Here is a 22,190-nt window from a genome sequence, read left to right on the forward strand (position 1 = left end):
GTTCTAGCTGCGGCGGCTCACGCGCGTAAAATGGCCCATCTTGCGGCCAGGCCGCGCCTCGGCCTTGCCATAGAGGTGCAACATAAGATCGGGCTCGGCGAGCAGTGCCGGAATGTGCCGGATATCATCGCCGATCAGGTTTTCCATGACGCAGTCGAACTGCCGTGCGGGATTTCCCAGCGGCAGCCCGGCGACGGCGCGGATGTGCTGCTCGAATTGCGAGATGGCGCAGGCGGCCTCCGTCCAGTGGCCGGAATTATGGACGCGCGGCGCGATCTCGTTGGCCAGCAGCGAACCGTCGGCAAGGACAAAGAACTCGACCCCGATGACGCCGACATAGTCGAGCGCTGCAAGTATCTCTGCCGCCGCGGTTTGAGCCGCAGCCGCCGTCTCGGACTTTACTCCGGCCGGCAGCGTCGAACTGTGAAGAACACCGTTTCGATGGACATTCCAGGCAGGGTCGTAGGCGGCGAGCGAGCCATCGATGCCGCGCGCGGCGATCACCGAAATCTCGCGCTCGAAGGCGACGAAGGATTCCAGGATCAGCGGCACGTTGCCCATCGCCTCGCAGGTGCCGGCAAAGCCGCCTGCTTCCATGTTGCGGAAGACACGCTGGCCCTTGCCGTCATAGCCCATGCGCCGCGTCTTCAATATCCCGCTGCCGTTGAACTTTTTCAGCGCAGCCGTCAGTTCGTCGTCATTGTCGACAGGACTGAAATCTGCGGTCGGTATGCCGATGCCGTTGAGGAATTTCTTTTCCGCCAGCCGGTCCTGCGCCACTTCCAGCGCGCGTGCCGGCGGATAGACCGGAACCGTGGCGGCAAGTGCCGCGGCGGCAGAAACCGGAACGTTCTCGAATTCATAAGTAACGACGGCACTGGCCGCAGCCAGCTCGCCGAGCGCGGCCGCGTCGTCATAGGCGGCGACGATCTGCCGGTTGGCGACCTGTGCCGCCGGGCAATCCGGCTGCGGCTCCAGCACGACGATGCGGTAGCCGAGGCGGGCCGCGGCCATCGCCAGCATGCGGCCGAGCTGGCCGCCGCCAATGATGCCGATGGTCGATCCGGAGGGCAGGCTCACGGCGTGTCCGTGGGCTCTGCGGCCACCTTGGCGGTCTGCGCGGCGCGCCAGCTATCCAGCCGGGCGGCAAGCTTTTCGTCGCTCAGCGCCAGCACCGCGGCGGCCAGAAGGGCGGCGTTGGCAGCGCCGGCCTTGCCGATGGCCAAAGTGCCGACCGGAATGCCGGCCGGCATCTGAACGATGGAAAGCAGCGAATCCTGGCCGGACAGCGTCTTCGATTCCACCGGCACGCCGAACACCGGCAGCGGCGTCATCGCCGCCGTCATGCCGGGCAGATGAGCTGCGCCGCCGGCGCCGGCGATGATCACCTTGTAGCCGGCCGCCTTGGCGCCCTTGGCGAAGTCATAGAGCCGGTCGGGAGTGCGGTGGGCCGAGACGATCAGCCGCTTGTGCGGAATGCCAAGCGCCTCCAGCGTCTCGGCGGCGTGGCGCATCGTCGCCCAGTCGGACTGGCTGCCCATGATGATGGCGACGTCGGCGCGGTGATCGTCCAAGCTTATGCTCCCCGGCGGCAAAGGCGCGCATTAGCGGAATTCGAGCGGAGCCGCAAGGATGGCCAGAGATAGCGAGCCGCCTATGCCGGTTCCTGTCGCACGCAAATGCATACGGCCGATCGTTTCACCGGGCGGCCGCCGTTCGAAAGCGATTGACGAAGTCGTCGAGTTCGGGCCGTTCCGTATCGGAAATCGCCCAGTAGGAAAAGGCGCTGTCGCTCCAGTGCACCAGCGAGAAGCCACCAGCCGAAAGATCGACCGGCACGGTCGTCGAACCTGTGTCCTCCGGAGCGGCGACGAGGGTGATCAGGTGCTCGCGGTGCCGGTAGACCAGCGCTGGCACCGGCCGGTCGGCGATCACCTCGACCCGGCCACCGAGCAATGTGAAACCGTCATTGGCAAGATCAGGCGCCGGGGGCGACAGGCCGACCCTGGCATCGAGCCAGGGTTTGACGGTATGCCGGTCGGAGGAGACGACGTCCACCGGGCTGGCGGCCAGCAGGCTGCGGCGATGGCCGCTCGCGACCGCGGCGGCAAAGCTGTCGGGCGCCCGGCTGAGCATCACCCATTGCGTCGCGCCGCTGGCCAGCACGGCGGTGACGACGATCGATGCCGCCAGCGCTCGCCAGTCGAACGCGCCAAAACGGCGCATTGCCCGGCGCGCCGGCAGCATCGGACCGTCGCGCGCGGGCGTCGACACCACTTTCGTTGTATCGGCTGTCCCGATAGCCGCAATGCGAGCCTTGAAATCGTCACGGACATCGGGCCTCGGCAGCCCGCCAACAGCGGTCTGCAGCGCTAAGGTGCGGGCATGCTCGGCGGCGAGCGCCGGATCGGCGGCGATGCGCCGCTCGACGGCCAATGCCGCCGCTGCGTCGAGTTCGCCATCGACCAAAGCGTGGATCATCAGCTTCATGCCCGCCGGGTCTTCGGGCAATCCATCGTTGTGCGCGCTCATGGCGCCCTCCCAAGTTGGGACATCAGCAGGCCGCGCGCTCTTGCTAGCCGCGACATCACCGTGCCCAGCGGCACGCCAAGCAGTGTCGCGATCTCGCGATAGCTGAGGCCGTTGATGTCGCGCAGCACCAAGGCCTCGCGAAATTGCTGCGGCAGCGCGGCGATTGCCGCCTCGAGTGCCGCCGTGTCGGCCTTGGCGATCAGGCTTGCCTCCGGACTGTTCGGGTCTGTCAGGGCGTTGTTGCGCATGGCCACATCTTCCAGATCATTGAGATCGCCGACAGCGACGACACTTCGCGGCCGGTTGCGCGCCAGCCAGGAATAAGAAGCGTTGCGCACGATCGCCAGCAACCATGCGCGGGCATTGCCGCCAGCATAGGTGGCCATGCCGGCATGCGCCTTCAGGCAGGCGTCCTGAACAACATCCTCGGCGTCGGCGGTGTTGCCGGTCAGCCAGCGGGCAAGCGAAAGCGCATCCGCGAGATGGGGCAGAACCACCTCGCGGAAGCGCTCGGCCGCGGCCTTGTCGTTCAACACCGTCGCATCGCCCGGCATCCCGGGCAGGACCTTCCGAACATCCTCACGGAGCGACGGTGATCCTGCCCTGCATGTGCGGGTGCAGCCCGCAGAAATAAGCATAGTCGCCCGCTTTGGTGAAGGTGAGGGCATATGTATCACCGGTGTCAAGCGCCTTGGAGCGAAACGAGCCATCGTTGGCGACCACCAGATGCGGGATGTCGTCATCGTTTTGGAAAGTCACGACGGTACCCGGCTTCACCGTCAGCACGGCCGGCGTGAAGGCGAAGTTCTCGATCTTGACCATTGGCTCGTCAGCGGCCTTCAGCGGCGCGGAAGCAATCGCCAGGATGGCAGCCAAACTGAATGCGACAGGAAATCCGACGAAGAGGCGGGTCGGGAAGCGGATCATCGCATTTCCTCTCAGGCCAGCGTGCTGTCGATGATGGCGAGGTCCTGCCCGCCTTGCTTAACCGTCACGCTACTGGTGCCGAGCAGACCGCGCAGCTGGCCGGCGGGCACGGTCATCGGCCCGGGTGAGGCGGCGGTGCCTGGCGCCGGTTGCGGGAAAGCGGTAGAACGCGCGGTGTGGAAGGTGACGTTGCCTTCGACCTTCTGCATGATCTGGTGGATATGGCCGTTGAGCACGGTCACCGAGCCGAAGCGCTTGAGCAGAGCCAAAGCCTGAGCCGCGTCGTCGGTGCCCCAGCCCCATTCGGGATAGACAGCCCACAGCGGGATGTGGGCAAAAACGACGATCGGCGTCGAGGCGCTGACCGCCTTCAGATCATCGACCAGCCATGCCAGCTGGTCAGCACCGAGATTGCCGAGCCCGCCGGCCTTCAGGTTGACGACGTTGACCAGCCCGATGAAATGGACGCCGTTCTGGTCGAACGAATACCAGCCGGCACCCTTGGTGCCCTTGCCGTAACGCTCGAGATAGGCCTGGCCGTTGCCGTCATCGATCAGGTCGTGCTCGCCCGGCACATAATGCACGTCGAAGCCTGCGCCGCCGATGATCTGGGCAGCGTTGTCGAACTGTGCGGCCTTCGACAGATGGGTGATGTCGCCTGTGTGGATCATGAAGGCGGGCTTTTGCGGCAGCGCCTGGATCTTGCCCATCGCCTCCTTCAGCGTATCAATGGCGTGCGGGTTGGCGGCCTTGTCGAAGCCGATGTGGCTGTCCGAGATCTGGAGGAAGGTGAAACCGGTGGCCATTGCCTCGGCGGCTTCCGCCGCGCCGAGCAGGCTGAGCGAAACCGGCACGCCGGCCGAAATCGTCCAAAGCACTCCCGTGCCGGCCCAGATCATGCATTCCAGTGCGTGACGGCGGCTGATGCCGTCAGCTTCATTGTCGTGGTGGTGGTTCATACCGGTCTCCTGCAACGCCGGGAATGGCGTATGCTTGGGAGACCAATGGGCGGGGTGGTTTATTCCCGCCCGAAGACAAAGCGGTCATTCACAGTGCCGTGATGGCGCAGTGGGGCGGTTGGCGAAGCCAGGCTCGAAAAGCACGGTTCGTCCATCGACTGGCTTCAGCGTTGTGACTAATCAGGCCAGCGCAAGGCGCCGGCGGACTGCTTGCGAACGGACTTCATTGCATTGGCGGGACGATCAGCTGCGCTCAACACCGCCCGCAGGCGTTCGGCGACGGTCTCCGCCTCGCCAGGGTGGAGATTGCACGGGTCGAGGAAGAAGTGGCCGCGCTCGACCTCGTGGTTGCGAACGATAATGGGGGGCGAACCCGCCGCCAGCGCAGAGGCAAGACCGGCGGCGGTGAACCTGCTTTCGGGCGCAACGAATATCTGCAGCCGGTCGAGAGGATTTCCGGTCGGATCGGGAATGATATGTGCTGCGATGCCCGGAAGGTCCTGCAATGCGGCTTGCCACAGCTGCAGTGCGGCTTCTTCCCGCTGGCGGATGCCGGCATGGTCTCGCCGCTCCCAGGCTTCCAGGGCCGCCATGGTGCCGGCAATGCTCTCCTTGCCGACCTTCATGGCGCGCGCAACGCCCCGGTTCTGGAGATAGGCGGCCCGCACCAGATCCTTGCGGCCCGCAATGATGCCGCTTGTCGGCCCTGAGAGAAATTTGTGTCCGCTGTAGACGACAATGTCGGCGCCGCGCGCCAGAAAGCCGCGCAAATCGTATTCCGAGGCGGCGTCGACGATCACTGGCACGCCCTTGGCGTGGCAGATCTCGCAGAACTCTTCGAGCGAGAGCATGCCGTATTGCACGGTATGATGCGCAACGACGTAGAGGGCTGCCGCCGTTCGGTCCCGGATCGCTTCGCCTACATGATAATCCTGAGTGACGCTGACCGTGCCGGCAGGCACTGCCTTGGCTCCGGCAAGCCGGATCGACTGGTCGATCGGCGCGCCATAATTGACGATGTGGCCAAGCTGAACGATGACCTCCGATTTGAGGCCCTCGGTGTCGTCCGGCAGCCGCTCGATGGCGAGAAGGTTGGTACCCGTCATCGCGCCGGCAATCGCCATGGTTATACCGCTGGCGCAGCATGCGGTGATGAAGCCGGCCTCGCCGCCGGTGAGGCGTGCAATCACCGTGCTTGCGGCGCGCTGCAGATCGTCCATCTCTACCCATTGCGAGGCCATTTCCGACATTGCGGCAATCGCTTCGGGGACAATGATTGAGGCGCCGAGCGCCGTCATCGTGCCGGAAACATTGATGATCGGACGAAGGCCGAGCCGTTCGCGGATTGTCGTGTTGGAACGGTCAGCGGCATAGGTCGTCATCTCTGTAGATCCTATTCATGGATTTCAGGCGGCGATCTCGACGACCGCCTCGATTTCAACTGTGATGTTGCCCGGCAGCGAGCCGACACCGATCGCCGAACGGGCGTGTCCGCCAATCCTATCAAAGACGGCGGCGAAAAGATCGGAACAGCCATCCACCACCTTGGGGTGCTCGCTGAATGTCGGCGTCGCATTGACAAAGCCAAGCAGCTTGACGACGCGCACGATGCGGCCGAGGTCGCCGGCCGCGGCATGCATGACGGCGAGCAGGTTCAGGCCGGTCAGACGGGCATGATCATAGGCCTCTTCCACGGAGATATCCTCGCCGACTTTGCCGGTGCAGAGCACACCATCGGCGCGCAACGGCCCCTGGCCGGAGAGGAAGACCAGCCGTCCGCTCTCGGCGTAGGTGACGAAGTTGGCGATGGGCTTCGGCGGCTCGGGCAGCGTCAGGCCCAATTCCGCGAGCCGGATGTAAGGCGTCATAAAAGCTCCTTGCGACAGCTTTCGCGGTCCGATGTCAAAAATGCGAGGCGCGAAATCGCGCCAGGAAGCTGCGAAGGCGTTCATTGTCGAACTCCGCAGCCAGAATCTCGGCGGGTGGTCCGACGGCACTGACGCCGCCATCCGCCATGAAAACGATGCGGCTCGATGCGTCGCGTGCAAAAGCCATTTCATGCGTGACCATCAGCATCGTCATGCCGTCTTCGGCGAGGCTGCGCACGACCTCGAGCACCTCGCCAACCAATTCGGGGTCGAGCGCCGAAGTTATCTCGTCGAGAAGCAGGATCTTCGGCTCCATCGCCACGGCGCGGGCGATGCCGACGCGCTGCTGCTGGCCGCCGGAAAGCTCGGCTGGCAGACTGTCGGCCTTGTGGGCGAGGCCGACCCGGCCGAGCCAGTGCTCGGCAATGGTGCGGGCCTCGGCATTGCTCTTGCCGCGCACCTTGCGCAAACCAAGCATGATATTGCCGGCCGCGGTCAGATGCGGAAACAGATTGAAGCTCTGGAACACCATTCCGGTCTCGGCTCGCATCGCCGCGAGGTCGCGCTCGCTGCGGCGCTGACGTGTTCCCGCCTCGCGGTAGCCGACCTCTTTGCCATCGATACGGATCGAGCCGTTATCATAGCTCTCCAGAAAGTTGACGCAGCGCAGCAGCGTGGTCTTGCCGCTGCCGGACGGCCCGATGATCGTCACCACCTCGCCGCGCGCCACCTTGAGGCTGACCGAGCGCAGGACCTCGACGGGACCGAAGGCTTTGGACACGTCGGAGACGTCGAGAAGCGCCGGATTTGCGTGGGCGGAGTTGGACATCTTGCTATTCCCGGATGAAGGAGAAACGCCGCTCCAGCCGGCGGCTGGCCAAGGAGAGGGCGTAGTTGACGGCGAAATAGACGAGCGCGCCGAGGATGTAGAGCGGCATCGCTTCGTAGGTGCGGCCGATGACCTGGTTGATTGCCTGCATCAGGTCGGTGATGCCGAGCAGCGAGACCAGCGCGCTGCCCTTCACCGCGTCGGTGACGCCGTTGATCCAGGGCGGCAGGAAACGCCTGAACGCCTGCGGAAAGATGACGTAGGCCAGCCGCTGGCGAAAGGTCAGCCCGATCGCCATCGCCGCTTCGGACTGACCCTTGGGGATCGAGCCGACGGCGCCGCGCAGATATTCGATGACCTGCGCCGTCTTGAACAGGGTAAGCGCGAGCACGGCCGCCCAAAAGGATTCCAGATGCAGCCCTACTGCCGGCAGGCCGTAGTAGACGAAGAAGATCAGCACCAGGATCGGAATGCCGCGTATGGTGTCGCTGAAGATGCGCACCACCCAGCGCAGCGGAGACGGACCATAGACGAGGCCGACGCCCATCAGCACGCCGGCGATGAGCGATAACACCACGACCAGCAGCGACACCCACAGCGTCAGGGCAAATCCTTGACCCAGGAAAGGCAAGGCATAGGCGATCTGGCCAATCATCCTAGTGCCCCGCCCTGAATCGGCGTTCGACCAACCGCAGCGCGAAAAGCAGCGCATAGCCGGTCAACAGGTACATCGCCGTCACCACCAGATAGACCTCGACGATGCGGAAGGTGTTGAAGTTGATCCACTGGGCGCCGTAGGTGAGCTCGGGCACCGAAATGACCGATGCCACGGACGTATCCTTGAAGAGCGATATGAATGTGTTGGAAAGCGCCGGCAGCGTTATGCGCAGCATCGTCGGCAAGCGCACATGGACCAGCCTTTGCCATGGCGTCAGGCCGATCGCCTTGCCGGCGTCGAGCTGGCCGCGCGGCACAGCTTCGAGCCCCGAGCGGAACACCTCGACCAGATAGGCGCCGCTATAGAGCGACAGCGTGGCAATGAATGAGGTTTGCGCGCTGTACGCGATGTCGACTACAGTCGGCAGGCCGTAGAAGACCAGGTAGACGAGCAGAATCAGCGGGACGTTGCGGATGAACTCGACATAGGCCGCGATGACGGTCCGAACCGCCCGCCCGGCCGACACGTACCAGACCGCCAGAAGCAGCCCGATGACGATGCCGATCGCGATCGAGATGACGGCCAGTTCGAGGCCGAGCAGGAGCCCGCCCCAGAGCTTATCGAAATGCCGCCAGATCAGGTTGAAGTTGAGGGTATAGCCCATGCGTCTCCCGCAATGCTGAGGGCTGCCGAGGAGAAGCAGGCGGAAGGGCGCTGCCCTTCCGCCTGCTTGCATCAGATGACCGGGAAGCCGGGATGGCGGGCCGGCGGCTCCTGTCCGAAATAATCCTTGAACGCCGCGTCATAAAGCGCCGTTTCATGGCCGAACATGGCGATGGTGAAGGTCTGGTTGACGAAGGTCAGCCAGTCGAGGTCGCCCTGCCGGAGTGCGGCACCATAAAGCATCGAGAACCAGCTCTTGCCGGCATCGAAGTATTTGTCCGGATTGCGCGAGGCGAGCCAGCGGACCGTTGACAGATCGACGGCGGCGGCGTCGACGCGCTTCGATTCCAGCGCCTGCAGCACGTTGGCCTGCGTGTCTATCTGCATTACCTGCGCCTCGGGCAGGACGATACGCACGTTTGCCTCGGCATCGACGTTCTGCAGGATGGAAATCCGGGTCGCCGAACCGGCGGCAAGCAGCTTGTCGAAGGTCTTGTTTTCGGCGTTCGGAAGGGTCAGCAAGGCGATGCCCTCGACGTAGTAGGGCCGGGAGAAGTGGATCAGCTGCGAGCGCTGGGCGGTCATGGTCATGAACTGTATGGTGATGTCGACCTTGTTGGTGGTCACGTTTGGAATGCGCTGAGCCGGATCCTGCATGACGAATTCGACCTTGGTCGGGTCGTCGAAAAGCCCCTTGGCAAGGATGCGCCCCATGGTGATGTCCATGCCGACCAGCTCGCCAGCGTCGTTCTCGAAGTGCCAAGGCGCGTTGGTGCTGCCGGTGCCGACGATCACCTTGCCGCGCTCGAGAACGGTGCGCAGCAGGCTGTCGGGCGCCGCCTGGGCTGCCGCTTTCTGAACATCGACCGCTGTTGCCGCGCTCATCACTCCGGCCGTTGCAAGCCCGGCCATTCCCAGTTTCAGAAATTCACGCCTTTTGGATGTGTCGTTCACGGCGACCTCCTTTCGTGTTGTGTTCCCCTTTGGACCAGCAGTGCATGCATCGATTGCAACTGACGTCATTGTCCCTTACAAGAGACGCCTGTACTCTGTACAAGACAGATTAACATCAGGAATCGATAATGCAAGATGGCAATGCCTTGGCCGCTCGACCGGATGTCGGTCTGGACGAAGACAAGAATTCGGGCTCTCGGGAGAAGGGTCTCAACCGGGTCCTCCAGATTTTGGAGTTTCTTCACGCGACCCAGCGCGCGATCGGCATTGGCGATCTTGCCAAAGGGGTGAATGCGCCGCGTTCGACGACCTATACGCTCGTGCGCTCGCTGGTCGACGCAGGCCTGCTGGAAATGGCCGGAGACGGCAATCGGGTCTATTTCGGAAAGAAGCTTTATCTCTACGGAATGGATTATGTACGGGGCAACGACCTGCTCAGGCGAGGGCGCCAGGAAGTCGACCATTTGTCGCGCGAGACCGGCGAGACCTCGGAACTGTGCATGCTGCAAAGCGGCCGTTACACCATCGTCCATTCAAGCCCGGGAACGAGGCCATTCCGGATCAGCTCGGCGACGGGGTTGCAGATACCGCTTCCCTGGACCGCTTCCGGAAGGCTGCTCCTCGCCGGCTTCGAAAGGGCAGCGATCGAAGACATGGTCTCCGAGGACGATCTCGTGCTGCCCGACGGCCGCCGGTTGCAGCTCGACGATTTCATAACCGATATCGCCGTCGCCAAGTCGGCGGGCTACTGCGTCACCTCCGGCCTCGTCGATGCTTACACGAAATGCCTGGCCGCGCCGGTCTTTTCAGCACCGGGCAAGATCGAGGCGACGATGTGCCTGGTGGTTCCCATCGATACCTCGACCGAGAAGACCGATGATCTGATAGCACTGTTGCGCGACCGTGCCGCACGGCTTTCGATCGCGGCATAAGCCGCCTGATCAGAAGCCAGCGGCGGGTTCGTTCAAGCGATAATGTCTGGAATGATCTTGTCTTCCAGCGCCATCAGCCTGTCCTTCAGGAAAAGCTTCTTTTTCTTCATGCGCTGGATCTGCAGCGGGTCGCAATTCATGGCGATCATCGCATTGATGGCCGCGTCGAAATCGGCGTGTTCCTGCTTCAGTCGGGAATATTCGAGGCGGATATCTGCCTGTTCCTGATCGGACATTTTTACCGTCTGCACGTCTGCGGCGCCCAAACTATGGGCCTGATTGGGCGGGGCCAGCGTCTCTTGCACCGGCGCGCAGCCCATATCACATTTCATATTGTCGTGGAATGCTACCACGCAGCATTCGACATCGGCGCGCGATGGTGGCACACTGTCATTATGCCGTCACAGAAGCGAGCCTGCGGTGGACGTTGCCTTGACGGCTGCAATCGAGGAAACCATGAAAGGGAGAACCAATCATGTCTCTTGCATCCCATCTTGATGAGCTGCAGCGGAAACACGGCGATATCGAGCGCGAAATCGACGATGCGATGACCCATCCATCGGTCGACGACCTCGAAATCGTGAATCTCAAGCGGCGCAAGCTGGCACTCAAGGACGAGATTGAAAAACTGAAGGCGAAACCGACGACGCACTGAAGCCCTTCCAAGACTAGCCGCGCCGCCCGGCGCGATCTCTTTCCGGTGGCATATCTTTATGCTGCCGGAAACGGCTGTGGATTTGCGGCAAGCCGTCGTCTTGTCATTACCGATTTGCTAGGCCTGCGCGCCACTCGCCATTGACAAGCCATCTTTGCTCCTCCACCTCATGCCCGGACCTTCAAGATAAAGGCAGCCGGCATGACCGGATATTTTTCCTCACCCTTCCCGCGCCGCAGGTCGGTCGGTGTCGACGTCGGCGGCGTGATGGTCGGTGGCGGCGCGCCGGTCGTCGTCCAGTCGATGACCAACACCGACACGGCCGATGTCGACCAAACGATCGCGCAGGTGGCGGCGCTGCATCGCGCCGGCTCCGAGATCGTGCGCATCACCGTCGACCGCGACGAAAGTGCTGCCGCCGTGCCGGCCATCCGCGAGCGGCTGGAACGGCTAGGCATCGACGTGCCGCTCGTCGGCGATTTCCATTATATCGGCCACAAGCTCTTGGCCGATCATCCGGCCTGCGCCGAGGCCTTGGCCAAATACCGCATCAACCCGGGCAATGTCGGTTTCAAGGACAAGAAAGACCGGCAGTTCGCGGCGATCGTCGAGATGGCGATCAAATACGACAAACCGGTGCGCATCGGCGTCAATTGGGGCTCGCTCGACCAGGAGCTTCTGACCCGGCTGATGGACGACAACCAGGCCCAAGGCTTTCCGCTGACCGCGCAGGAGGTGACGCGCGAGGCAATCGTGCAGTCGGCGATCCTGTCGGCCGAAATGGCTGAAGAGATCGGCCTTGTCCGCGAAAAAATCATCCTGTCGGCCAAGGTCAGCGGCGTGCAGGATCTGATTGCCGTCTATACCGAACTTGCCACGCGTTCCAACCATGCGCTGCACCTCGGCCTGACAGAGGCGGGCATGGGCTCGAAAGGCATTGTCGCATCATCGGCTGCGATGGGCATCCTGCTCCAGCAAGGCATCGGCGACACCATCCGCATCTCGCTGACGCCGGAGCCGAACGGCGACCGCACGCGCGAGGTGCAGGTGTCGCAGGAGCTGTTGCAGACCATGGGCTTCCGGCAGTTCGTGCCGATCGTCGCCGCCTGTCCGGGTTGCGGCCGCACGACCTCGACCGTGTTCCAGGAGCTTGCCCAGAACATCCAGGCCGACCTGCGCAAGAACATGCCGGTGTGGCGCGAACAATATCCCGGCGTCGAGAACCTCAAGGTCGCGGTGATGGGTTGCATCGTCAACGGTCCGGGCGAGTCCAAACATGCCGATATCGGCATTTCGCTGCCCGGCACTGGCGAGACGCCGACCGCCCCGGTGTTCGTCGACGGCAAGAAGGCGGCGACGCTGCGCGGCCCATCGATTGCCGCGGATTTCGAGAAGATGGTCGCCGATTATATCGAACGGCGGTTTGGGCAACACGACAAGGCCGCGGCGGAGTAGTTCAATGCGGCGTTTGCTGGGCGCGGCGCTGGTTCTCATTTGCGGGCTGGTCTGGGCGACAGCCGTTCAGGCCGATCCACCACGGCCCGCCAAAAAGAAGCTGATCGACCAGGTTTGCAATCTGATCGAGGCCCATGCAGACCAGAACGGCTTGCCCAAGGATTTCTTTGCCCGGCTGATCTGGAAGGAAAGCCGTTTCGATCCCAATGCGGTCAGCCCGGTCGGCGCCGAAGGCATTGCCCAGTTCATGCCGGGCACCGCCAAGATACGCGGCCTCACCAATTCGTTCGATATCGAGCAGGCGATCCCGGCCTCGGCAAAATATCTCGCCGAACTGAAGACCGGCTTTGGCAATCTGGGCCTCGCCGCAGCCGCCTACAATGCCGGCGAGACCCGAGTGTCGCGCTGGCTGAATTCCGGCGGCTTCTTGCCGATGGAGACCGAAAGCTACGTCCTGGACGTCATGGGCGAGCCGGCCGACAGGTTCACTGATGCCGCGTATGCCGGCGTCATCCGGCCGCTCGACAAGAAGGCGAGCTTCGCTGCCGCCTGCCGCAAGCTGCCGGTGATCATGTCCAGAACCGTGCCGATGTCGTCGATCAACATCAAGCCATGGGGCGTGCAGGTGGCCGGCAATTTCCGCCGCGCCGCGGCGCTCAATCAGTGGAGCACTGTGAAACGCCGGTTTCCAGCCTTGCTCAGCGGTCGCAATCCGGTGGTCAGCCGGGTGCGCACACCGATCGGCAGGCGCGGCATCTACGCGGTGCGGATCGGCGCCGACACCAAAGTCAAGGCCGACGATATCTGCGAGAAGCTGCAGAGCGTCGGCGGCGCATGCATTGTGGTGCGCAACCGGTAAAGCCATATGTCGGCGCTTCGTCGGATCTGGAAGCTGGAAACATGGCCGCCAAGATCATCCTTCTTAACGACCGGACACGCCTTCCAGGTGTTTCTGACGTCAGAAGTTCGAGCGGCGGTGCTTCGCACCATTGCTGCCCATCTCGCTCCCGGTGGGCGCTTCATCTTCGAGACGCGAATCATATTTTCCGTGAACCCTTAGGCAGGTCTTGCATCGTCGTCGATGCGGGGTAAGGTCCCCGCGATTTTTCGCGAAAGGGATCAGCATGGCCGGCTTCAAGACACTCGACGACATCGGCGATATCAGCGGCAAGCGTGTGCTGGTGCGTGTCGACCTCAACGTTCCCGTCACTGACGGCAAGGTCACCGACGCCACCCGCATCGAGCGCATTGCACCGACCATCGCCGAGCTGTCCGGCAAGGGCGCCAAGGTCATCCTGCTTGCGCATTTCGGCCGTCCCAAAGATGGACCGGCGCCGGAATTCTCGCTCGAGCCGATCGCCAAGGCGACGGCGGACGTGCTCGGCCGCCCGGTCGGCTTTGCCCCCGACTGCATCGGCGACAAGGCCGCGAGCGCCGTCGCCGCCATGGACAGCGGCGATGTGCTTCTGCTCGAGAACACCCGCTTCTACAAGGCCGAGGAGAAGAACGACCCGGCCTTCACCGAAAAGCTCGCCGCTAACGGCGACATCTTCGTCAACGACGCCTTCTCCGCTGCGCACCGCGCCCATTCGTCGACGGAAGGACTGGCGCATGTGTTGCCGGCTTTCGCCGGGCGCACCATGCAGGCCGAGCTCGACGCGTTGGAAAAGGGCCTCGGCAATCCCGTCCGCCCGGTTGTCGCCATCGTCGGCGGGGCCAAGGTCTCGACCAAGATCGACCTGTTGATGAACCTCGTGAAGAAGGTCGACGCGTTGGTCATCGGCGGCGGCATGGCCAATACGTTTCTCGCGGCACGCGGCACCGACGTAGGGAAATCGCTCTGCGAGCATGATCTCGCGACCACCGCCAAGCAGATCATGATCGAGGCGGCTGAGGCCGGCTGCGCCATCATCCTGCCCGTCGACGGCGTCGTCGCCCGGGAGTTCAAGGCCGGCGCCGCCAGCGAGACCGTCGCCATAGCCGACGTGCCGGCCGACGGCATGATCCTCGATGTCGGCGCGAAGACCGTGAAAACCATTGCCGAATGGATCGACCGTGCCGCGACGCTGGTCTGGAACGGGCCGCTCGGCGCCTTCGAGATCGAGCCGTTCGACCATGCGACGGTGGCGACGGCCAGGCACGCGGCGGCGCGCACCAAGGCCGGCAGACTGGTCTCGGTCGCCGGTGGCGGTGATACGGTGGCGGCGCTCAACCATGCCGGCGTCGCCGACGACTTCACCTATGTCTCGACGGCCGGCGGCGCTTTCCTGGAATGGATGGAAGGCAAGCCCTTACCCGGCGTCGACGTCTTGAAGCGCTGATTGCCTCGGCAACAACGCTGCGAATGAAGGTTCCTTCGACTTTCAATCGATTCGCGCTTCCCCGACGAAATCGTTCGACTTGAACCTGCGTTGCTCTAGTGGTCTGCTGGAGACGGACAAACCGTTTCAGGAGAAGCACGATGAGCGAACGTCTCGAGGATATTGCCGCCGCGATGGTGGCCGACGGCAAGGGCCTGCTGGCCGCCGACGAGAGCTCCGGCACCATCAAGAAGCGCTTCGACGTCATCGGCGTCGAGTCGACCGCCGACAGCCGCCGCGACTATCGCGAGATGATGTTCCGCGCCAGCGATGCGATGACCAAATATATTTCCGGCGTCATCCTCTATGACGAGACCATCCACCAGAATGCCGCCGACGGCACGCCGCTGGTCGACATCATCAAGGCTTCGGGCGCCATCCCCGGCATCAAGGTCGATGCCGGCGCCAAGCCTCTGGCAGCCTTCCCCGGCGACACCATCACCGAGGGCCTCGACGGCCTGCGCGAACGCCTCGCCGAGTACTACAAGCTCGGCGCCCGCTTCGCCAAATGGCGCGCGGTGATCGACATCGATGTTGCCAAGGGGGTGCCTTCCGCCACCTCGATCGGCTCGAACGCCCATGCGCTCGCCCGTTACGCCGCGCTCTGCCAGGAGGCTGGCATCGTGCCGATCGTCGAGCCGGAGGTGCTGATGGACGGCGCCCACGACATCGATATCTGCTACGAGATCAGCAAGGCAACGCTGACAAAGCTGTACACCGAGCTCTATGCGGCTCGCGTCGTCCTCGAAGGCACCATCCTGAAACCGAACATGATCCTCGCAGGCAAGAAATCGGGCAAGGTCAGCAGCCCCGACGAAGTCGCCGAAAAGACGATAAAACTGTTCCGCGAGACGGTGCCGGCCGCGATTGGAGGCATCGCCTTCCTGTCGGGCGGACAAACGGACGAGCAGGCGACCGCCAACCTCAATGCCATCAACGCCATCGGCCCGCATCCTTGGACGCTGACCTTCTCCTACGGCCGCGCCTTGCAGGCCGCCCCGCAGAAGGCCTGGAGCGGCAAGGCGGCAAATGTCGCCGCCGCCCAGGCCGCCTTCGCCCATCGTGCCCACATGAACCATTTGGCAGCGCTTGGACAATGGCAGCCGACGCTGGAGCAAGCCGCCTGACCGAATCCGTCTTGGTTCCTCGATCCCGGGCCGCGTGCCCGGGTTTTGTTCGAAAGCAGCAAGGGCTGCAATTACTTGCAACTAAATGCAGCTCTGTGTCGGCATGCGTCGCTGCCGAACGTCCTCCGTGAAAAGAGGAGCAGACCTATGCCGAACAACAAGACCGTGTCGCAGGAAGACTGGTTTCAGGCGCACAAGGCACATCTAGCGCGCGAAAAAGAATTGACGCGCTTTCGCGATCGCATCGCCGCCGAACGTCGCGAATTGCCGTGGCTGAAGATCCGCAAGGACTACGTCTTCGAGACCGAGCAAGGGCCAAAGAAACTGCCCGACCTGTTTGGCGGCAACAGCCAGCTGATCGTCTACCATTTCATGTTCGGGCCGGGCGCCGATTATCGTTGCGAGGGTTGCTCGTTCCTTGCCGACCACATCGATGGCGCCAACCAGCATCTCAGGCATCACGATGTCTCACTTGTCGTGGTGGCGCGGGCGCCATTGGCCGAATTGCTGCCCTACAAGCAGCGCATGGGCTGGAAATTCGACTGGGTGTCGTCCTACGCCTCGGATTTCAACTTCGACATGCAGGTTTCATTCACCGACAAGCAGATCGCAGCCGGCGACACGACCTACAATTTCGAGCGGCGTGCGCGGCAATCGAAGGATCTTCCCGGCACCAGCGTGTTCTATCGCGACGAGAAAGGCGACATCTTCCTGACCTTCGTCTCGCGCTCCAGGGGCGGCGATCCGCTGATCGGCGCCTATCACTATCTCGACTTGACACCGAAAGGTCGCAACGAAACCGGCCCACATCATAGTCTTGGTGACTGGGTGCGGCTGCATGACGAATATGAAGACCGGTCCGGGACGCATGACTGCTGCCATTGAGGCGACAGGCTGTCGCTGCAAGGTCGTTCACCTTCAGTGCAACATGCGCTAAGTGCTGTTCGCTATGCCCTAAAGGGACTTGCCATGCGGCGCTTTCCGACCCTTCTCACCTGGCTCGCCTTTCCGGTCTATGTCTGGCAAGGGCTTGGCGTGCGTCGCCGCACCACCCGCATGCTGCCGGCACAAGGTCCGGTCATCCACGAGATATCAGGCCAGGCGCCGGCAATTTCGCTTCTGGTGCTTGGTGATTCCTCCGCCGCATCGGTTGGCATCGGCCATTCCGAAAACGGATTGGCTGCGCAACTGGCCGTTCTGATTGCGCAACGCACCGGCCGCGCCGTGCGCTGGCGGGCAGCCGGCTTCAACTCGGCAACCTCAGGCCAGATCCGCGACCATGTGCTGCCCAATCTGTCGGCCGATCCGTGGACGCACATCGTGCTCGCCATCGGCACCAACGACGCCAAGAATTTTCATTCGGTACCGCGCTTCAAGCGCGATTTTGGCGGCCTGCTTTACGCACTGCGCGCCAAATGGCCGGAGGCGCGCGTCGTGTGGTCGCCGGTGCTGGAGTTCACCCGGGCGCCGGCAATGCCGCCGCTGCTCGGCAAGATCCTCGAAATCCGCGCCGTCGAGATGAACCGGATGGGCGAGCGTCTTTGCCTCGAGCGCGGCGCGATACCGGCACCCCGCCTGCCGATCACCGATGCCGAGGCCGGCTTTGCGTCGGATGGATTTCATGCTTCGGAAGCCGGCTACCGAGCCTGGGCGGAACATCTGGTCGGCTTGGTGCTCGCCAACGAACCCGGCGTCGCGTAATGGGCCGTCGGCACTACGTCCAATGCCCGAGCACCGCCGTTATCGAAATCGCCGCCATCGCCAGCAGCGCCAGCTTCCAGAAATCGCTGCGCCGCTTCAGCCCCAGCCAGCCGAGCGGCTTGATGAGCTGGATGACCATCATGGCGATGATGACGAGCGCGAGAAGTTTCGACATGCAGCCTTTGATCAGCATCGCGGCTGGCTGTCAAAGCGCTCCGGGATCGCCATCTTTCCATTGCGGCAAGCCTCTTTTTTCAGCGCTGCCTGATCACTTCGGCGGACAAATCGGAACGCCGGTCATGAGAGCCGCACCCTCCTGACAGACTGTTGTCAGCAGGGGTGTGCGATAGTGTCTCCATCGAAAGAGAGGAGACCAGCCATGAACGGTTTTACCATTCTGCGCAGCGTGCAGCACTATGTCGGCAAGATCCGGACGATGCGCAACGAGATCCGCACACAGCGTTTCATGAATACCCTGCCGGCGGACATCCGTAAGGACATTGGCTGGCCGGACATGTATGGCGACCGCCGCAATGGCGGCAATTGAGGCAGTCTTTTCTGCACGGCGTTTGGATGCGGCCCGGCGACGAGCTTAAGTGGGCATGCTGAAGCCTCCTGACAGGATGGTGTCAGGAGGCTCGTGCCATAGTGCGATGGCCGTCAGAGACGGACGGCCGAGAGGGCGATCGATGAAAAGCTGGAACGACAGGCTGAACACGCCTGGCATCAACGGCATAAAACCGTCGCCACGCGCCATGGCTGACGTCGTCGAAGGCCAACCGATGCTGGTTCCGACAGCTCGCCAAGTCGATGCATTCGTCCGCTCCATCCCCGAAGGCATGGCCATGGATGATTGCGCTTTGCGCACCGCGCTTGCCATCGAGCACGGTGCCGAGGTGACATGTCCGGTCACCATCGGTTATCATCTGCGCACCGTCGCCGAGGCCGCCAACGAGGATCTTGAGCATGGCATGGCGCTGAGCGACATTGCGCCGTTCTGGCGGGTGCTCGACGCCGACACGCCGACAACGAGGAAACTATCCTTCGGCGCGGCCTTCGTCGCCGCGCAGCGCAAGCGCGAAGGGCTGGAACAATAGACGCCGAGGGACCATACGATGCGCCGCGCCGACAGGCTCTTCCAGATCGTGCAGCATCTGCGCGGTGGCCGTCTGGTCACCGCCCAGAAGCTGGGCACATGGCTCGAGGTTTCCGAGCGGACCATCTATCGCGACATCGCCGACTTGCAGTCGACCGGCGTGCCGATCGACGGCGAGGCTGGTGTCGGCTATATGATGAGGGAGGGTTTCGACCTTCCGCCGCTGATGTTCACGCGTGACGAGATCGTCGCCCTGGTCGCCGGCGCCCGCATGGTGCGCGCCTTTGGCGGCGCGGCCATGGCGCGAGCCGCCGACGAGGCGCTGGTCAAAATAGGCGCCGTGTTGCCCGACGCCGAAAAGGACAGGATCGCCCGTACCGAGATCCACACGCCGATGTGGGTGGTAAGCGATGCCGCCCGCGAAGCCATCGACCTGATCGAGCGGTCCATCGAGAAACGTCAGGTGCTGACCATCGACTATTCGGATGAGGCCGGCCGCAGCACCGCGCGCGACATCCGCCCGCTTGGCCTGTGGTTCTGGGGTAAGGTGTGGACGCTGGTCGCCTGGTGCGAGATGCGCGGCGATTTCCGCGCCTTCCGCATCGACCGCATCGCCTCGGTGGTCATCGCCGGTCGCACCTTCAAGCCGGAGCGCGGCAAGCAGCTCGCCGATTTCTACCGCGCGGTGGAACGCAGCGAGGACTACGGCATGGCGCCCGACCGGGCGGCGCGAAGCTGACACGGGAGATCACAAAAAAGCCCGCTTGAAAGCGGGCTTTTTGTTTTGGATGCGAGACCCTACTCCTCTTCGTCGGCGTCCTTGTCCTTCGACTTCAGCGCCGAAAGCTTGGCGAAGACGGCGTTGGCGTCGAGTTCGCGGTCCTCGTCCTTCGGCTTTTCCGGCGCCGGCACCAGCCGTTCGGTCAAGGCCGCCGGCAGCAGCGTATCGCCGGCCGGCTGGGCCTGCTCGCGGCCGCGCGAGGCGCGGTTGATTTCCATGTCGAGGTCGATCTGCGACGTCAGGCCGAGCGTCACCGGATCCATCGGCTGGAGATTGGCGGAGTTCCAGTGCTTTCTGTCGCGGATCTGGTCGATCGTCGACTTCGTCGTGCCGACGAGGCGGGCAATCTGCGCATCCTTCAACTCGGGATGGTTGCGCACCAGCCAGAGGATGGCGTTGGGCCGGTCCTGGCGCTTCGACAGCGGCGTGTAGCGCGGACCCTTGCGCTTGGATTCCGGCACCCGCACCTTGGGATCGGAGAGCTTCAGCCGGTGGTTCGGGTCCTTCTCGGCGCGCGCGATCTCGTCGCGAGTGAGCTGGCCGGTCATGATCGGGTCCATGCCCTTGATGCCTTGCGCCGCCTCGCCGTCGGCGATCGCCTTGACCTCAAGCGGATGCAGTCCGCAGAACTGCGCAATCTGCTCGAAGGAGAGCGCTGTGTTGTCAACCAGCCAGACGGCGGTCGCCTTTGGCATCAGCAGCGTATTGGCCATTACAAAAATCCTTCTCGTTCGCCCGCGTTCCCGCGCGGGCGGTGGTTTAGAGCCACCAAAAATGGGAAAATCGTGGCCTATATAACCGCTCCCTCGCCGTTTCGCAATGTTTTTGGGAGACGCGCGTCAAGGACCTCAGCGCAGCGACCAGCAGACCGCCAAGGGTCGGGACGCACTGAAGCGATGCGGTCGAAAGCTTCAAAAAAGACAAAGCCCGCCGGACCAAGGTCAGGCGGGCTCGGAACCGGCGACGGAAATCCGTCTGCGGCGGCTCTGGCTTCTAAGGCTTGATCCCGAACCGCGACTCGGCGCTGCAGAAAAGCAGCGCCCGGTCGTCGGGCGAGATCATGCTCGAGATCAAAGCCCTTGGCGGGCGATTCTCTCGATGTCGCCGCGGTTGATGCCGAGGTCGTTGAGCTGACGAGCGTTCAGCCGGTTCAGTTCGCGCACGGTTTCATTGTACATGCGCCAGTTACGGAAAGCGCGGATCGGGTTCATGGTAGTCCTCCATCGTTTCGATGCCACTCAAATAGGCATCGGCGATGAAAAATTGAACAGACGCTTTTGCATGGCCGCAATGCGTTTGTTGCATTGCACAATTAAGCTTTCGTTCAGTCTGTTTGCCGGTCGTCAGGCGACATCGAGCACGATCTTGCCGATATGCTCACCGTCCTCCATCCGCTCATGCGCCCGCCAGGCTTCCTTGAGCGGGAAGATCATGTCCATGACGGGTGCCACCTTGCGGGTGCCGAGCAGCGGCCACACCTGCGCCTCCAGCGCGGCGGCGATTGCCGCCTTGAACTCGACGGTGCGTGGCCTCAGCGTCGAACCGGTATGGATGAGCCGCTTGACCATGATCTTCGAGAAATCGGCGCTGGCCACCGCCCCGGCCTGCGTGGCGATCTGGACGATGCGGCCTTCGAAAGCCGCGGCCTCGTGGTTTCGCGCCACATAGTCGCCGCCGACCATGTCGAGGATGACGTTGGCGCCGCGGCCAGCGGTTGCTTCCTTGACCGCGGCGACGAAATCCTCCTGGCGATAGTTGATCGCCCGGTCGGCGCCGAGCTTCAGGCATGCGTCGCACTTCTCCTGGCTGCCGGCGGTGGTGACGACATAGGCGCCGAATGCGGAAGCAAGCTGGATCGCGGTGGTGCCGATGCCGGAGGAGCCGCCATGGACGAGCAGCGTCTCGCCGCTCTTCAGGCCGCCGCGCTCGAACACATTGTGCCAGACGGTGAAGTAGTTTTCGGGCACTGCCGCCGCTTCGGTGTGGGTAAAGCCGGCGGGCAGCGGCAGCACGCTGCCGGCGTGGACTTTGACATATTCGGCATAGCTGCCGCCCGGCGTCAGCGCGCAGACCCGGTCGCCGACGCGCCAGCGCGATATCTCGTCACCAAGGGCGGCGACTTCGCCCGCCGCTTCGAGGCCCGGCAGATCTGATGCTCCGGGGGGCGGCGGGTAGGCGCCCTTGCGCTGCTGTATGTCCGGCCGATTGACACCGGCGGCACGCACCCGGATCAGGATCTCGCCGGGGCCGGGTACCGGCACGTCGCGCATTTCCGGTTTCAGCACTCTCGGCCCGCCGGGTTCCGAGATTGCGATCGCCGTCATCTTCGCCGGAATTTTCTGTCCGCTCACCATGAATTGTCCCGTCGTATTTCGCCGATTTCTTGCCGGCTATTTGCATCAGCGCCGTTGCCCTATGTATGCTCATTGGCAAATCAGGCAAATGGGCACGGAGGAGCGACGATGGCGATCTTCGACGACGAACCCAAGAAAAAAGCGCGCCCGCACGAGATCGGCCAGGATTTGTCGCTGCTTTCCGTCGATGAATTGTCCGAACGGATCGGCATCCTGCGCGACGAGATTGCGCGGCTGGAAGCCGAGCTCAAGACCAAGGGCTCCACCAAGTCGGCGGCAGAGGCGCTGTTTCGCCGCGGATAGTTTCTGAGAGTAATTCCAAAAGCTGGGGCATGCCGC

Annotated in this window: 29 protein-coding genes; 12 read left to right on the forward strand and 17 right to left on the reverse strand. The window is 63.2% G+C overall.

Annotation, left to right across the window (positions count from 1 at the left end; genetic code table 11):
• Positions 1–3: 3 nt before the first annotated feature.
• From NKI85_RS01690 to NKI85_RS01745, 12 genes are all read right to left on the reverse strand, one after another.
• Positions 4–1,080 carry a 5-(carboxyamino)imidazole ribonucleotide synthase gene (locus tag NKI85_RS01690; RefSeq protein WP_352522818.1) on the reverse strand — a complete coding sequence of 359 codons (1,077 nt, stop codon included), beginning with the start codon at positions 1,078–1,080 and terminating at the stop codon, positions 4–6.
• Positions 1,077–1,574: a 5-(carboxyamino)imidazole ribonucleotide mutase gene (gene purE, locus NKI85_RS01695; protein WP_352522817.1), complete on the reverse strand. Its 498-nt coding sequence runs from the start codon at positions 1,572–1,574 to the stop codon at positions 1,077–1,079. The genes NKI85_RS01690 and purE overlap by 4 nt, the downstream gene beginning before the upstream one ends.
• Positions 1,575–1,698: 124 nt before the next feature.
• Positions 1,699–2,532 carry an anti-sigma factor family protein gene (locus NKI85_RS01700; RefSeq protein WP_352775487.1) on the reverse strand — a complete coding sequence of 278 codons (834 nt, stop codon included), beginning with the start codon at positions 2,530–2,532 and terminating at the stop codon, positions 1,699–1,701.
• Positions 2,529–3,086, reverse strand: a complete 558-nt coding sequence (locus NKI85_RS01705) for a sigma-70 family RNA polymerase sigma factor (RefSeq protein WP_352522815.1) — start codon at positions 3,084–3,086, stop codon at positions 2,529–2,531. Before NKI85_RS01705 ends, NKI85_RS01700 begins: the two co-directional genes overlap by 4 nt.
• 25 nt (positions 3,087–3,111) lie before the next feature.
• Positions 3,112–3,459 (reverse strand): cupredoxin domain-containing protein, encoded by a 348-nt coding sequence (locus NKI85_RS01710; protein ID WP_352522814.1) that lies wholly within the window; start codon positions 3,457–3,459, stop codon positions 3,112–3,114.
• 11 nt (positions 3,460–3,470) lie between these two features.
• On the reverse strand, positions 3,471–4,418 hold the full coding sequence (locus NKI85_RS01715) for a metallophosphoesterase family protein (RefSeq protein WP_352522813.1): 948 nt from the start codon (positions 4,416–4,418) through the stop codon (positions 3,471–3,473).
• 176 nt (positions 4,419–4,594) lie between these two features.
• Positions 4,595–5,800, reverse strand: a complete 1,206-nt coding sequence (locus NKI85_RS01720; RefSeq protein ID WP_352522812.1) for an aminotransferase class V-fold PLP-dependent enzyme — start codon at positions 5,798–5,800, stop codon at positions 4,595–4,597.
• A 24-nt stretch (positions 5,801–5,824) separates the two neighbouring features.
• Complete coding sequence (locus tag NKI85_RS01725) at positions 5,825–6,286, reverse strand: RidA family protein (protein WP_352522811.1); 462 nt, start codon at positions 6,284–6,286, stop codon at positions 5,825–5,827.
• A gap of 34 nt (positions 6,287–6,320) precedes the next feature.
• Positions 6,321–7,115 carry an amino acid ABC transporter ATP-binding protein gene (locus NKI85_RS01730; RefSeq protein ID WP_352522810.1) on the reverse strand — a complete coding sequence of 265 codons (795 nt, stop codon included), beginning with the start codon at positions 7,113–7,115 and terminating at the stop codon, positions 6,321–6,323.
• 4 nt (positions 7,116–7,119) lie between these two features.
• Positions 7,120–7,770 (reverse strand): amino acid ABC transporter permease, encoded by a 651-nt coding sequence (locus tag NKI85_RS01735; protein WP_352522809.1) that lies wholly within the window; start codon positions 7,768–7,770, stop codon positions 7,120–7,122.
• 1 nt (position 7,771) lies between these two features.
• The gene (locus NKI85_RS01740) at positions 7,772–8,437 is read right to left on the reverse strand and encodes an amino acid ABC transporter permease (RefSeq protein WP_352522808.1); all 666 of its coding nucleotides are present in this window, start codon (positions 8,435–8,437) and stop codon (positions 7,772–7,774) included.
• Positions 8,438–8,508: 71 nt separating this feature from the next.
• Entirely contained in the window at positions 8,509–9,390 is an 882-nt protein-coding gene (locus NKI85_RS01745) for a transporter substrate-binding protein (RefSeq protein WP_352522807.1), read from the reverse strand.
• A gap of 128 nt (positions 9,391–9,518) precedes the next feature.
• On the opposite strand from NKI85_RS01745, the gene NKI85_RS01750 reads away from it, so the two are divergent.
• Positions 9,519–10,322 (forward strand): IclR family transcriptional regulator, encoded by an 804-nt coding sequence (locus tag NKI85_RS01750; RefSeq protein ID WP_352775495.1) that lies wholly within the window; start codon positions 9,519–9,521, stop codon positions 10,320–10,322.
• A 32-nt stretch (positions 10,323–10,354) separates the two neighbouring features.
• On the opposite strand, the gene NKI85_RS01755 is transcribed toward NKI85_RS01750, so the two are convergent.
• Positions 10,355–10,558 carry a YdcH family protein gene (locus NKI85_RS01755; protein ID WP_023678480.1) on the reverse strand — a complete coding sequence of 68 codons (204 nt, stop codon included), beginning with the start codon at positions 10,556–10,558 and terminating at the stop codon, positions 10,355–10,357.
• A gap of 239 nt (positions 10,559–10,797) precedes the next feature.
• Between NKI85_RS01755 and NKI85_RS01760 the strand changes: the two genes are divergently transcribed.
• From NKI85_RS01760 to NKI85_RS01795, 7 genes are all read left to right on the forward strand, one after another.
• On the forward strand, positions 10,798–10,977 hold the full coding sequence (locus NKI85_RS01760; protein ID WP_023678481.1) for a YdcH family protein: 180 nt from the start codon (positions 10,798–10,800) through the stop codon (positions 10,975–10,977).
• 201 nt (positions 10,978–11,178) lie between these two features.
• Positions 11,179–12,432 carry a flavodoxin-dependent (E)-4-hydroxy-3-methylbut-2-enyl-diphosphate synthase gene (gene ispG / locus NKI85_RS01765; RefSeq protein WP_352522805.1) on the forward strand — a complete coding sequence of 418 codons (1,254 nt, stop codon included), beginning with the start codon at positions 11,179–11,181 and terminating at the stop codon, positions 12,430–12,432.
• A gap of 4 nt (positions 12,433–12,436) precedes the next feature.
• Positions 12,437–13,291: a lytic transglycosylase domain-containing protein gene (locus tag NKI85_RS01770; RefSeq protein ID WP_352522804.1), complete on the forward strand. Its 855-nt coding sequence runs from the start codon at positions 12,437–12,439 to the stop codon at positions 13,289–13,291.
• 265 nt (positions 13,292–13,556) lie between these two features.
• Positions 13,557–14,753 carry a phosphoglycerate kinase gene (locus NKI85_RS01780; protein ID WP_352522803.1) on the forward strand — a complete coding sequence of 399 codons (1,197 nt, stop codon included), beginning with the start codon at positions 13,557–13,559 and terminating at the stop codon, positions 14,751–14,753.
• Between the two features lie 140 nt (positions 14,754–14,893).
• Positions 14,894–15,919, forward strand: coding sequence for a class I fructose-bisphosphate aldolase (locus NKI85_RS01785; protein ID WP_352775499.1), 1,026 nt, complete (start codon positions 14,894–14,896; stop codon positions 15,917–15,919).
• A gap of 147 nt (positions 15,920–16,066) precedes the next feature.
• Positions 16,067–16,804 carry a DUF899 domain-containing protein gene (locus NKI85_RS01790; protein ID WP_352522801.1) on the forward strand — a complete coding sequence of 246 codons (738 nt, stop codon included), beginning with the start codon at positions 16,067–16,069 and terminating at the stop codon, positions 16,802–16,804.
• An 84-nt stretch (positions 16,805–16,888) separates the two neighbouring features.
• The gene (locus NKI85_RS01795; protein WP_352522800.1) at positions 16,889–17,620 is read left to right on the forward strand and encodes an SGNH/GDSL hydrolase family protein; all 732 of its coding nucleotides are present in this window, start codon (positions 16,889–16,891) and stop codon (positions 17,618–17,620) included.
• 13 nt (positions 17,621–17,633) lie between these two features.
• Here the strand turns inward: NKI85_RS01795 and NKI85_RS01800 are convergent, their stop codons facing one another.
• Positions 17,634–17,795 carry a hypothetical protein gene (locus NKI85_RS01800; protein ID WP_352522799.1) on the reverse strand — a complete coding sequence of 54 codons (162 nt, stop codon included), beginning with the start codon at positions 17,793–17,795 and terminating at the stop codon, positions 17,634–17,636.
• Between the two features lie 204 nt (positions 17,796–17,999).
• Between NKI85_RS01800 and NKI85_RS01805 the strand changes: the two genes are divergently transcribed.
• The 3 genes from NKI85_RS01805 (at position 18,000) to NKI85_RS01815 (ending at position 19,455) form a co-directional block, all read left to right on the forward strand.
• A complete protein-coding gene (locus NKI85_RS01805) occupies positions 18,000–18,167 on the forward strand; it encodes a hypothetical protein (RefSeq protein WP_254816537.1) in 168 nt (55 codons plus the stop codon).
• 142 nt (positions 18,168–18,309) lie between these two features.
• Complete coding sequence (locus NKI85_RS01810) at positions 18,310–18,717, forward strand: hypothetical protein (RefSeq protein WP_352522798.1); 408 nt, start codon at positions 18,310–18,312, stop codon at positions 18,715–18,717.
• A gap of 18 nt (positions 18,718–18,735) precedes the next feature.
• Positions 18,736–19,455, forward strand: coding sequence for a helix-turn-helix transcriptional regulator (locus tag NKI85_RS01815; RefSeq protein WP_023678491.1), 720 nt, complete (start codon positions 18,736–18,738; stop codon positions 19,453–19,455).
• 59 nt (positions 19,456–19,514) lie between these two features.
• On the opposite strand, the gene NKI85_RS01820 is transcribed toward NKI85_RS01815, so the two are convergent.
• The 3 genes from NKI85_RS01820 to NKI85_RS01830 all read right to left on the reverse strand — a co-directional run bounded on the left by NKI85_RS01820 (position 19,515) and on the right by NKI85_RS01830 (position 21,851).
• A complete protein-coding gene (locus NKI85_RS01820) occupies positions 19,515–20,210 on the reverse strand; it encodes a DUF1013 domain-containing protein (RefSeq protein ID WP_352522797.1) in 696 nt (231 codons plus the stop codon).
• A gap of 357 nt (positions 20,211–20,567) precedes the next feature.
• Positions 20,568–20,708 carry a DUF1127 domain-containing protein gene (locus tag NKI85_RS01825; RefSeq protein WP_023720976.1) on the reverse strand — a complete coding sequence of 47 codons (141 nt, stop codon included), beginning with the start codon at positions 20,706–20,708 and terminating at the stop codon, positions 20,568–20,570.
• Between the two features lie 132 nt (positions 20,709–20,840).
• Positions 20,841–21,851, reverse strand: coding sequence for an NAD(P)H-quinone oxidoreductase (locus tag NKI85_RS01830; RefSeq protein ID WP_352522796.1), 1,011 nt, complete (start codon positions 21,849–21,851; stop codon positions 20,841–20,843).
• 108 nt (positions 21,852–21,959) lie between these two features.
• On the opposite strand from NKI85_RS01830, the gene NKI85_RS01835 reads away from it, so the two are divergent.
• The gene (locus tag NKI85_RS01835) at positions 21,960–22,154 is read left to right on the forward strand and encodes a DUF1192 domain-containing protein (protein ID WP_023678495.1); all 195 of its coding nucleotides are present in this window, start codon (positions 21,960–21,962) and stop codon (positions 22,152–22,154) included.
• Positions 22,155–22,190 lie beyond the last annotated feature (36 nt).

It is taken from the genome of Mesorhizobium sp. M0571 (genome assembly GCF_040320985.1).
GTDB lineage: Bacteria > Pseudomonadota > Alphaproteobacteria > Rhizobiales > Rhizobiaceae > Mesorhizobium.

What these genes read in the sequence shown, in the direction of transcription:
- NKI85_RS01700 (WP_352775487.1), bottom strand. Translation starts at nt 2,532, where the DNA reads ATGAGCGCGCACAACGATGGATTGCCCGAAGACCCGGCGGGCATGAAG.
- NKI85_RS01705 (WP_352522815.1), bottom strand. Translation starts at nt 3,086, where the DNA reads ATGCCGGGCGATGCGACGGTGTTGAACGACAAGGCCGCGGCCGAGCGC.
- NKI85_RS01710 (WP_352522814.1), bottom strand. Translation starts at nt 3,459, where the DNA reads ATGATCCGCTTCCCGACCCGCCTCTTCGTCGGATTTCCTGTCGCATTC.
- NKI85_RS01715 (WP_352522813.1), bottom strand. Translation starts at nt 4,418, where the DNA reads ATGAACCACCACCACGACAATGAAGCTGACGGCATCAGCCGCCGTCAC.
- NKI85_RS01720 (WP_352522812.1), bottom strand. Translation starts at nt 5,800, where the DNA reads ATGACGACCTATGCCGCTGACCGTTCCAACACGACAATCCGCGAACGG.
- NKI85_RS01725 (WP_352522811.1), bottom strand. Translation starts at nt 6,286, where the DNA reads ATGACGCCTTACATCCGGCTCGCGGAATTGGGCCTGACGCTGCCCGAG.
- NKI85_RS01730 (WP_352522810.1), bottom strand. Translation starts at nt 7,115, where the DNA reads ATGTCCAACTCCGCCCACGCAAATCCGGCGCTTCTCGACGTCTCCGAC.
- NKI85_RS01735 (WP_352522809.1), bottom strand. Translation starts at nt 7,770, where the DNA reads ATGATTGGCCAGATCGCCTATGCCTTGCCTTTCCTGGGTCAAGGATTT.
- NKI85_RS01740 (WP_352522808.1), bottom strand. Translation starts at nt 8,437, where the DNA reads ATGGGCTATACCCTCAACTTCAACCTGATCTGGCGGCATTTCGATAAG.
- NKI85_RS01750 (WP_352775495.1), top strand. Translation starts at nt 9,519, where the DNA reads ATGCAAGATGGCAATGCCTTGGCCGCTCGACCGGATGTCGGTCTGGAC.
- NKI85_RS01755 (WP_023678480.1), bottom strand. Translation starts at nt 10,558, where the DNA reads ATGTCCGATCAGGAACAGGCAGATATCCGCCTCGAATATTCCCGACTG.
- NKI85_RS01760 (WP_023678481.1), top strand. Translation starts at nt 10,798, where the DNA reads ATGTCTCTTGCATCCCATCTTGATGAGCTGCAGCGGAAACACGGCGAT.
- ispG (WP_352522805.1), top strand. Translation starts at nt 11,179, where the DNA reads ATGACCGGATATTTTTCCTCACCCTTCCCGCGCCGCAGGTCGGTCGGT.
- NKI85_RS01770 (WP_352522804.1), top strand. Translation starts at nt 12,437, where the DNA reads ATGCGGCGTTTGCTGGGCGCGGCGCTGGTTCTCATTTGCGGGCTGGTC.
- NKI85_RS01780 (WP_352522803.1), top strand. Translation starts at nt 13,557, where the DNA reads ATGGCCGGCTTCAAGACACTCGACGACATCGGCGATATCAGCGGCAAG.
- NKI85_RS01785 (WP_352775499.1), top strand. Translation starts at nt 14,894, where the DNA reads ATGAGCGAACGTCTCGAGGATATTGCCGCCGCGATGGTGGCCGACGGC.
- NKI85_RS01790 (WP_352522801.1), top strand. Translation starts at nt 16,067, where the DNA reads ATGCCGAACAACAAGACCGTGTCGCAGGAAGACTGGTTTCAGGCGCAC.
- NKI85_RS01795 (WP_352522800.1), top strand. Translation starts at nt 16,889, where the DNA reads ATGCGGCGCTTTCCGACCCTTCTCACCTGGCTCGCCTTTCCGGTCTAT.
- NKI85_RS01800 (WP_352522799.1), bottom strand. Translation starts at nt 17,795, where the DNA reads ATGTCGAAACTTCTCGCGCTCGTCATCATCGCCATGATGGTCATCCAG.
- NKI85_RS01805 (WP_254816537.1), top strand. Translation starts at nt 18,000, where the DNA reads ATGAACGGTTTTACCATTCTGCGCAGCGTGCAGCACTATGTCGGCAAG.
- NKI85_RS01810 (WP_352522798.1), top strand. Translation starts at nt 18,310, where the DNA reads ATGAAAAGCTGGAACGACAGGCTGAACACGCCTGGCATCAACGGCATA.
- NKI85_RS01815 (WP_023678491.1), top strand. Translation starts at nt 18,736, where the DNA reads ATGCGCCGCGCCGACAGGCTCTTCCAGATCGTGCAGCATCTGCGCGGT.
- NKI85_RS01820 (WP_352522797.1), bottom strand. Translation starts at nt 20,210, where the DNA reads ATGGCCAATACGCTGCTGATGCCAAAGGCGACCGCCGTCTGGCTGGTT.
- NKI85_RS01825 (WP_023720976.1), bottom strand. Translation starts at nt 20,708, where the DNA reads ATGAACCCGATCCGCGCTTTCCGTAACTGGCGCATGTACAATGAAACC.
- NKI85_RS01830 (WP_352522796.1), bottom strand. Translation starts at nt 21,851, where the DNA reads ATGGTGAGCGGACAGAAAATTCCGGCGAAGATGACGGCGATCGCAATC.
- NKI85_RS01835 (WP_023678495.1), top strand. Translation starts at nt 21,960, where the DNA reads ATGGCGATCTTCGACGACGAACCCAAGAAAAAAGCGCGCCCGCACGAG.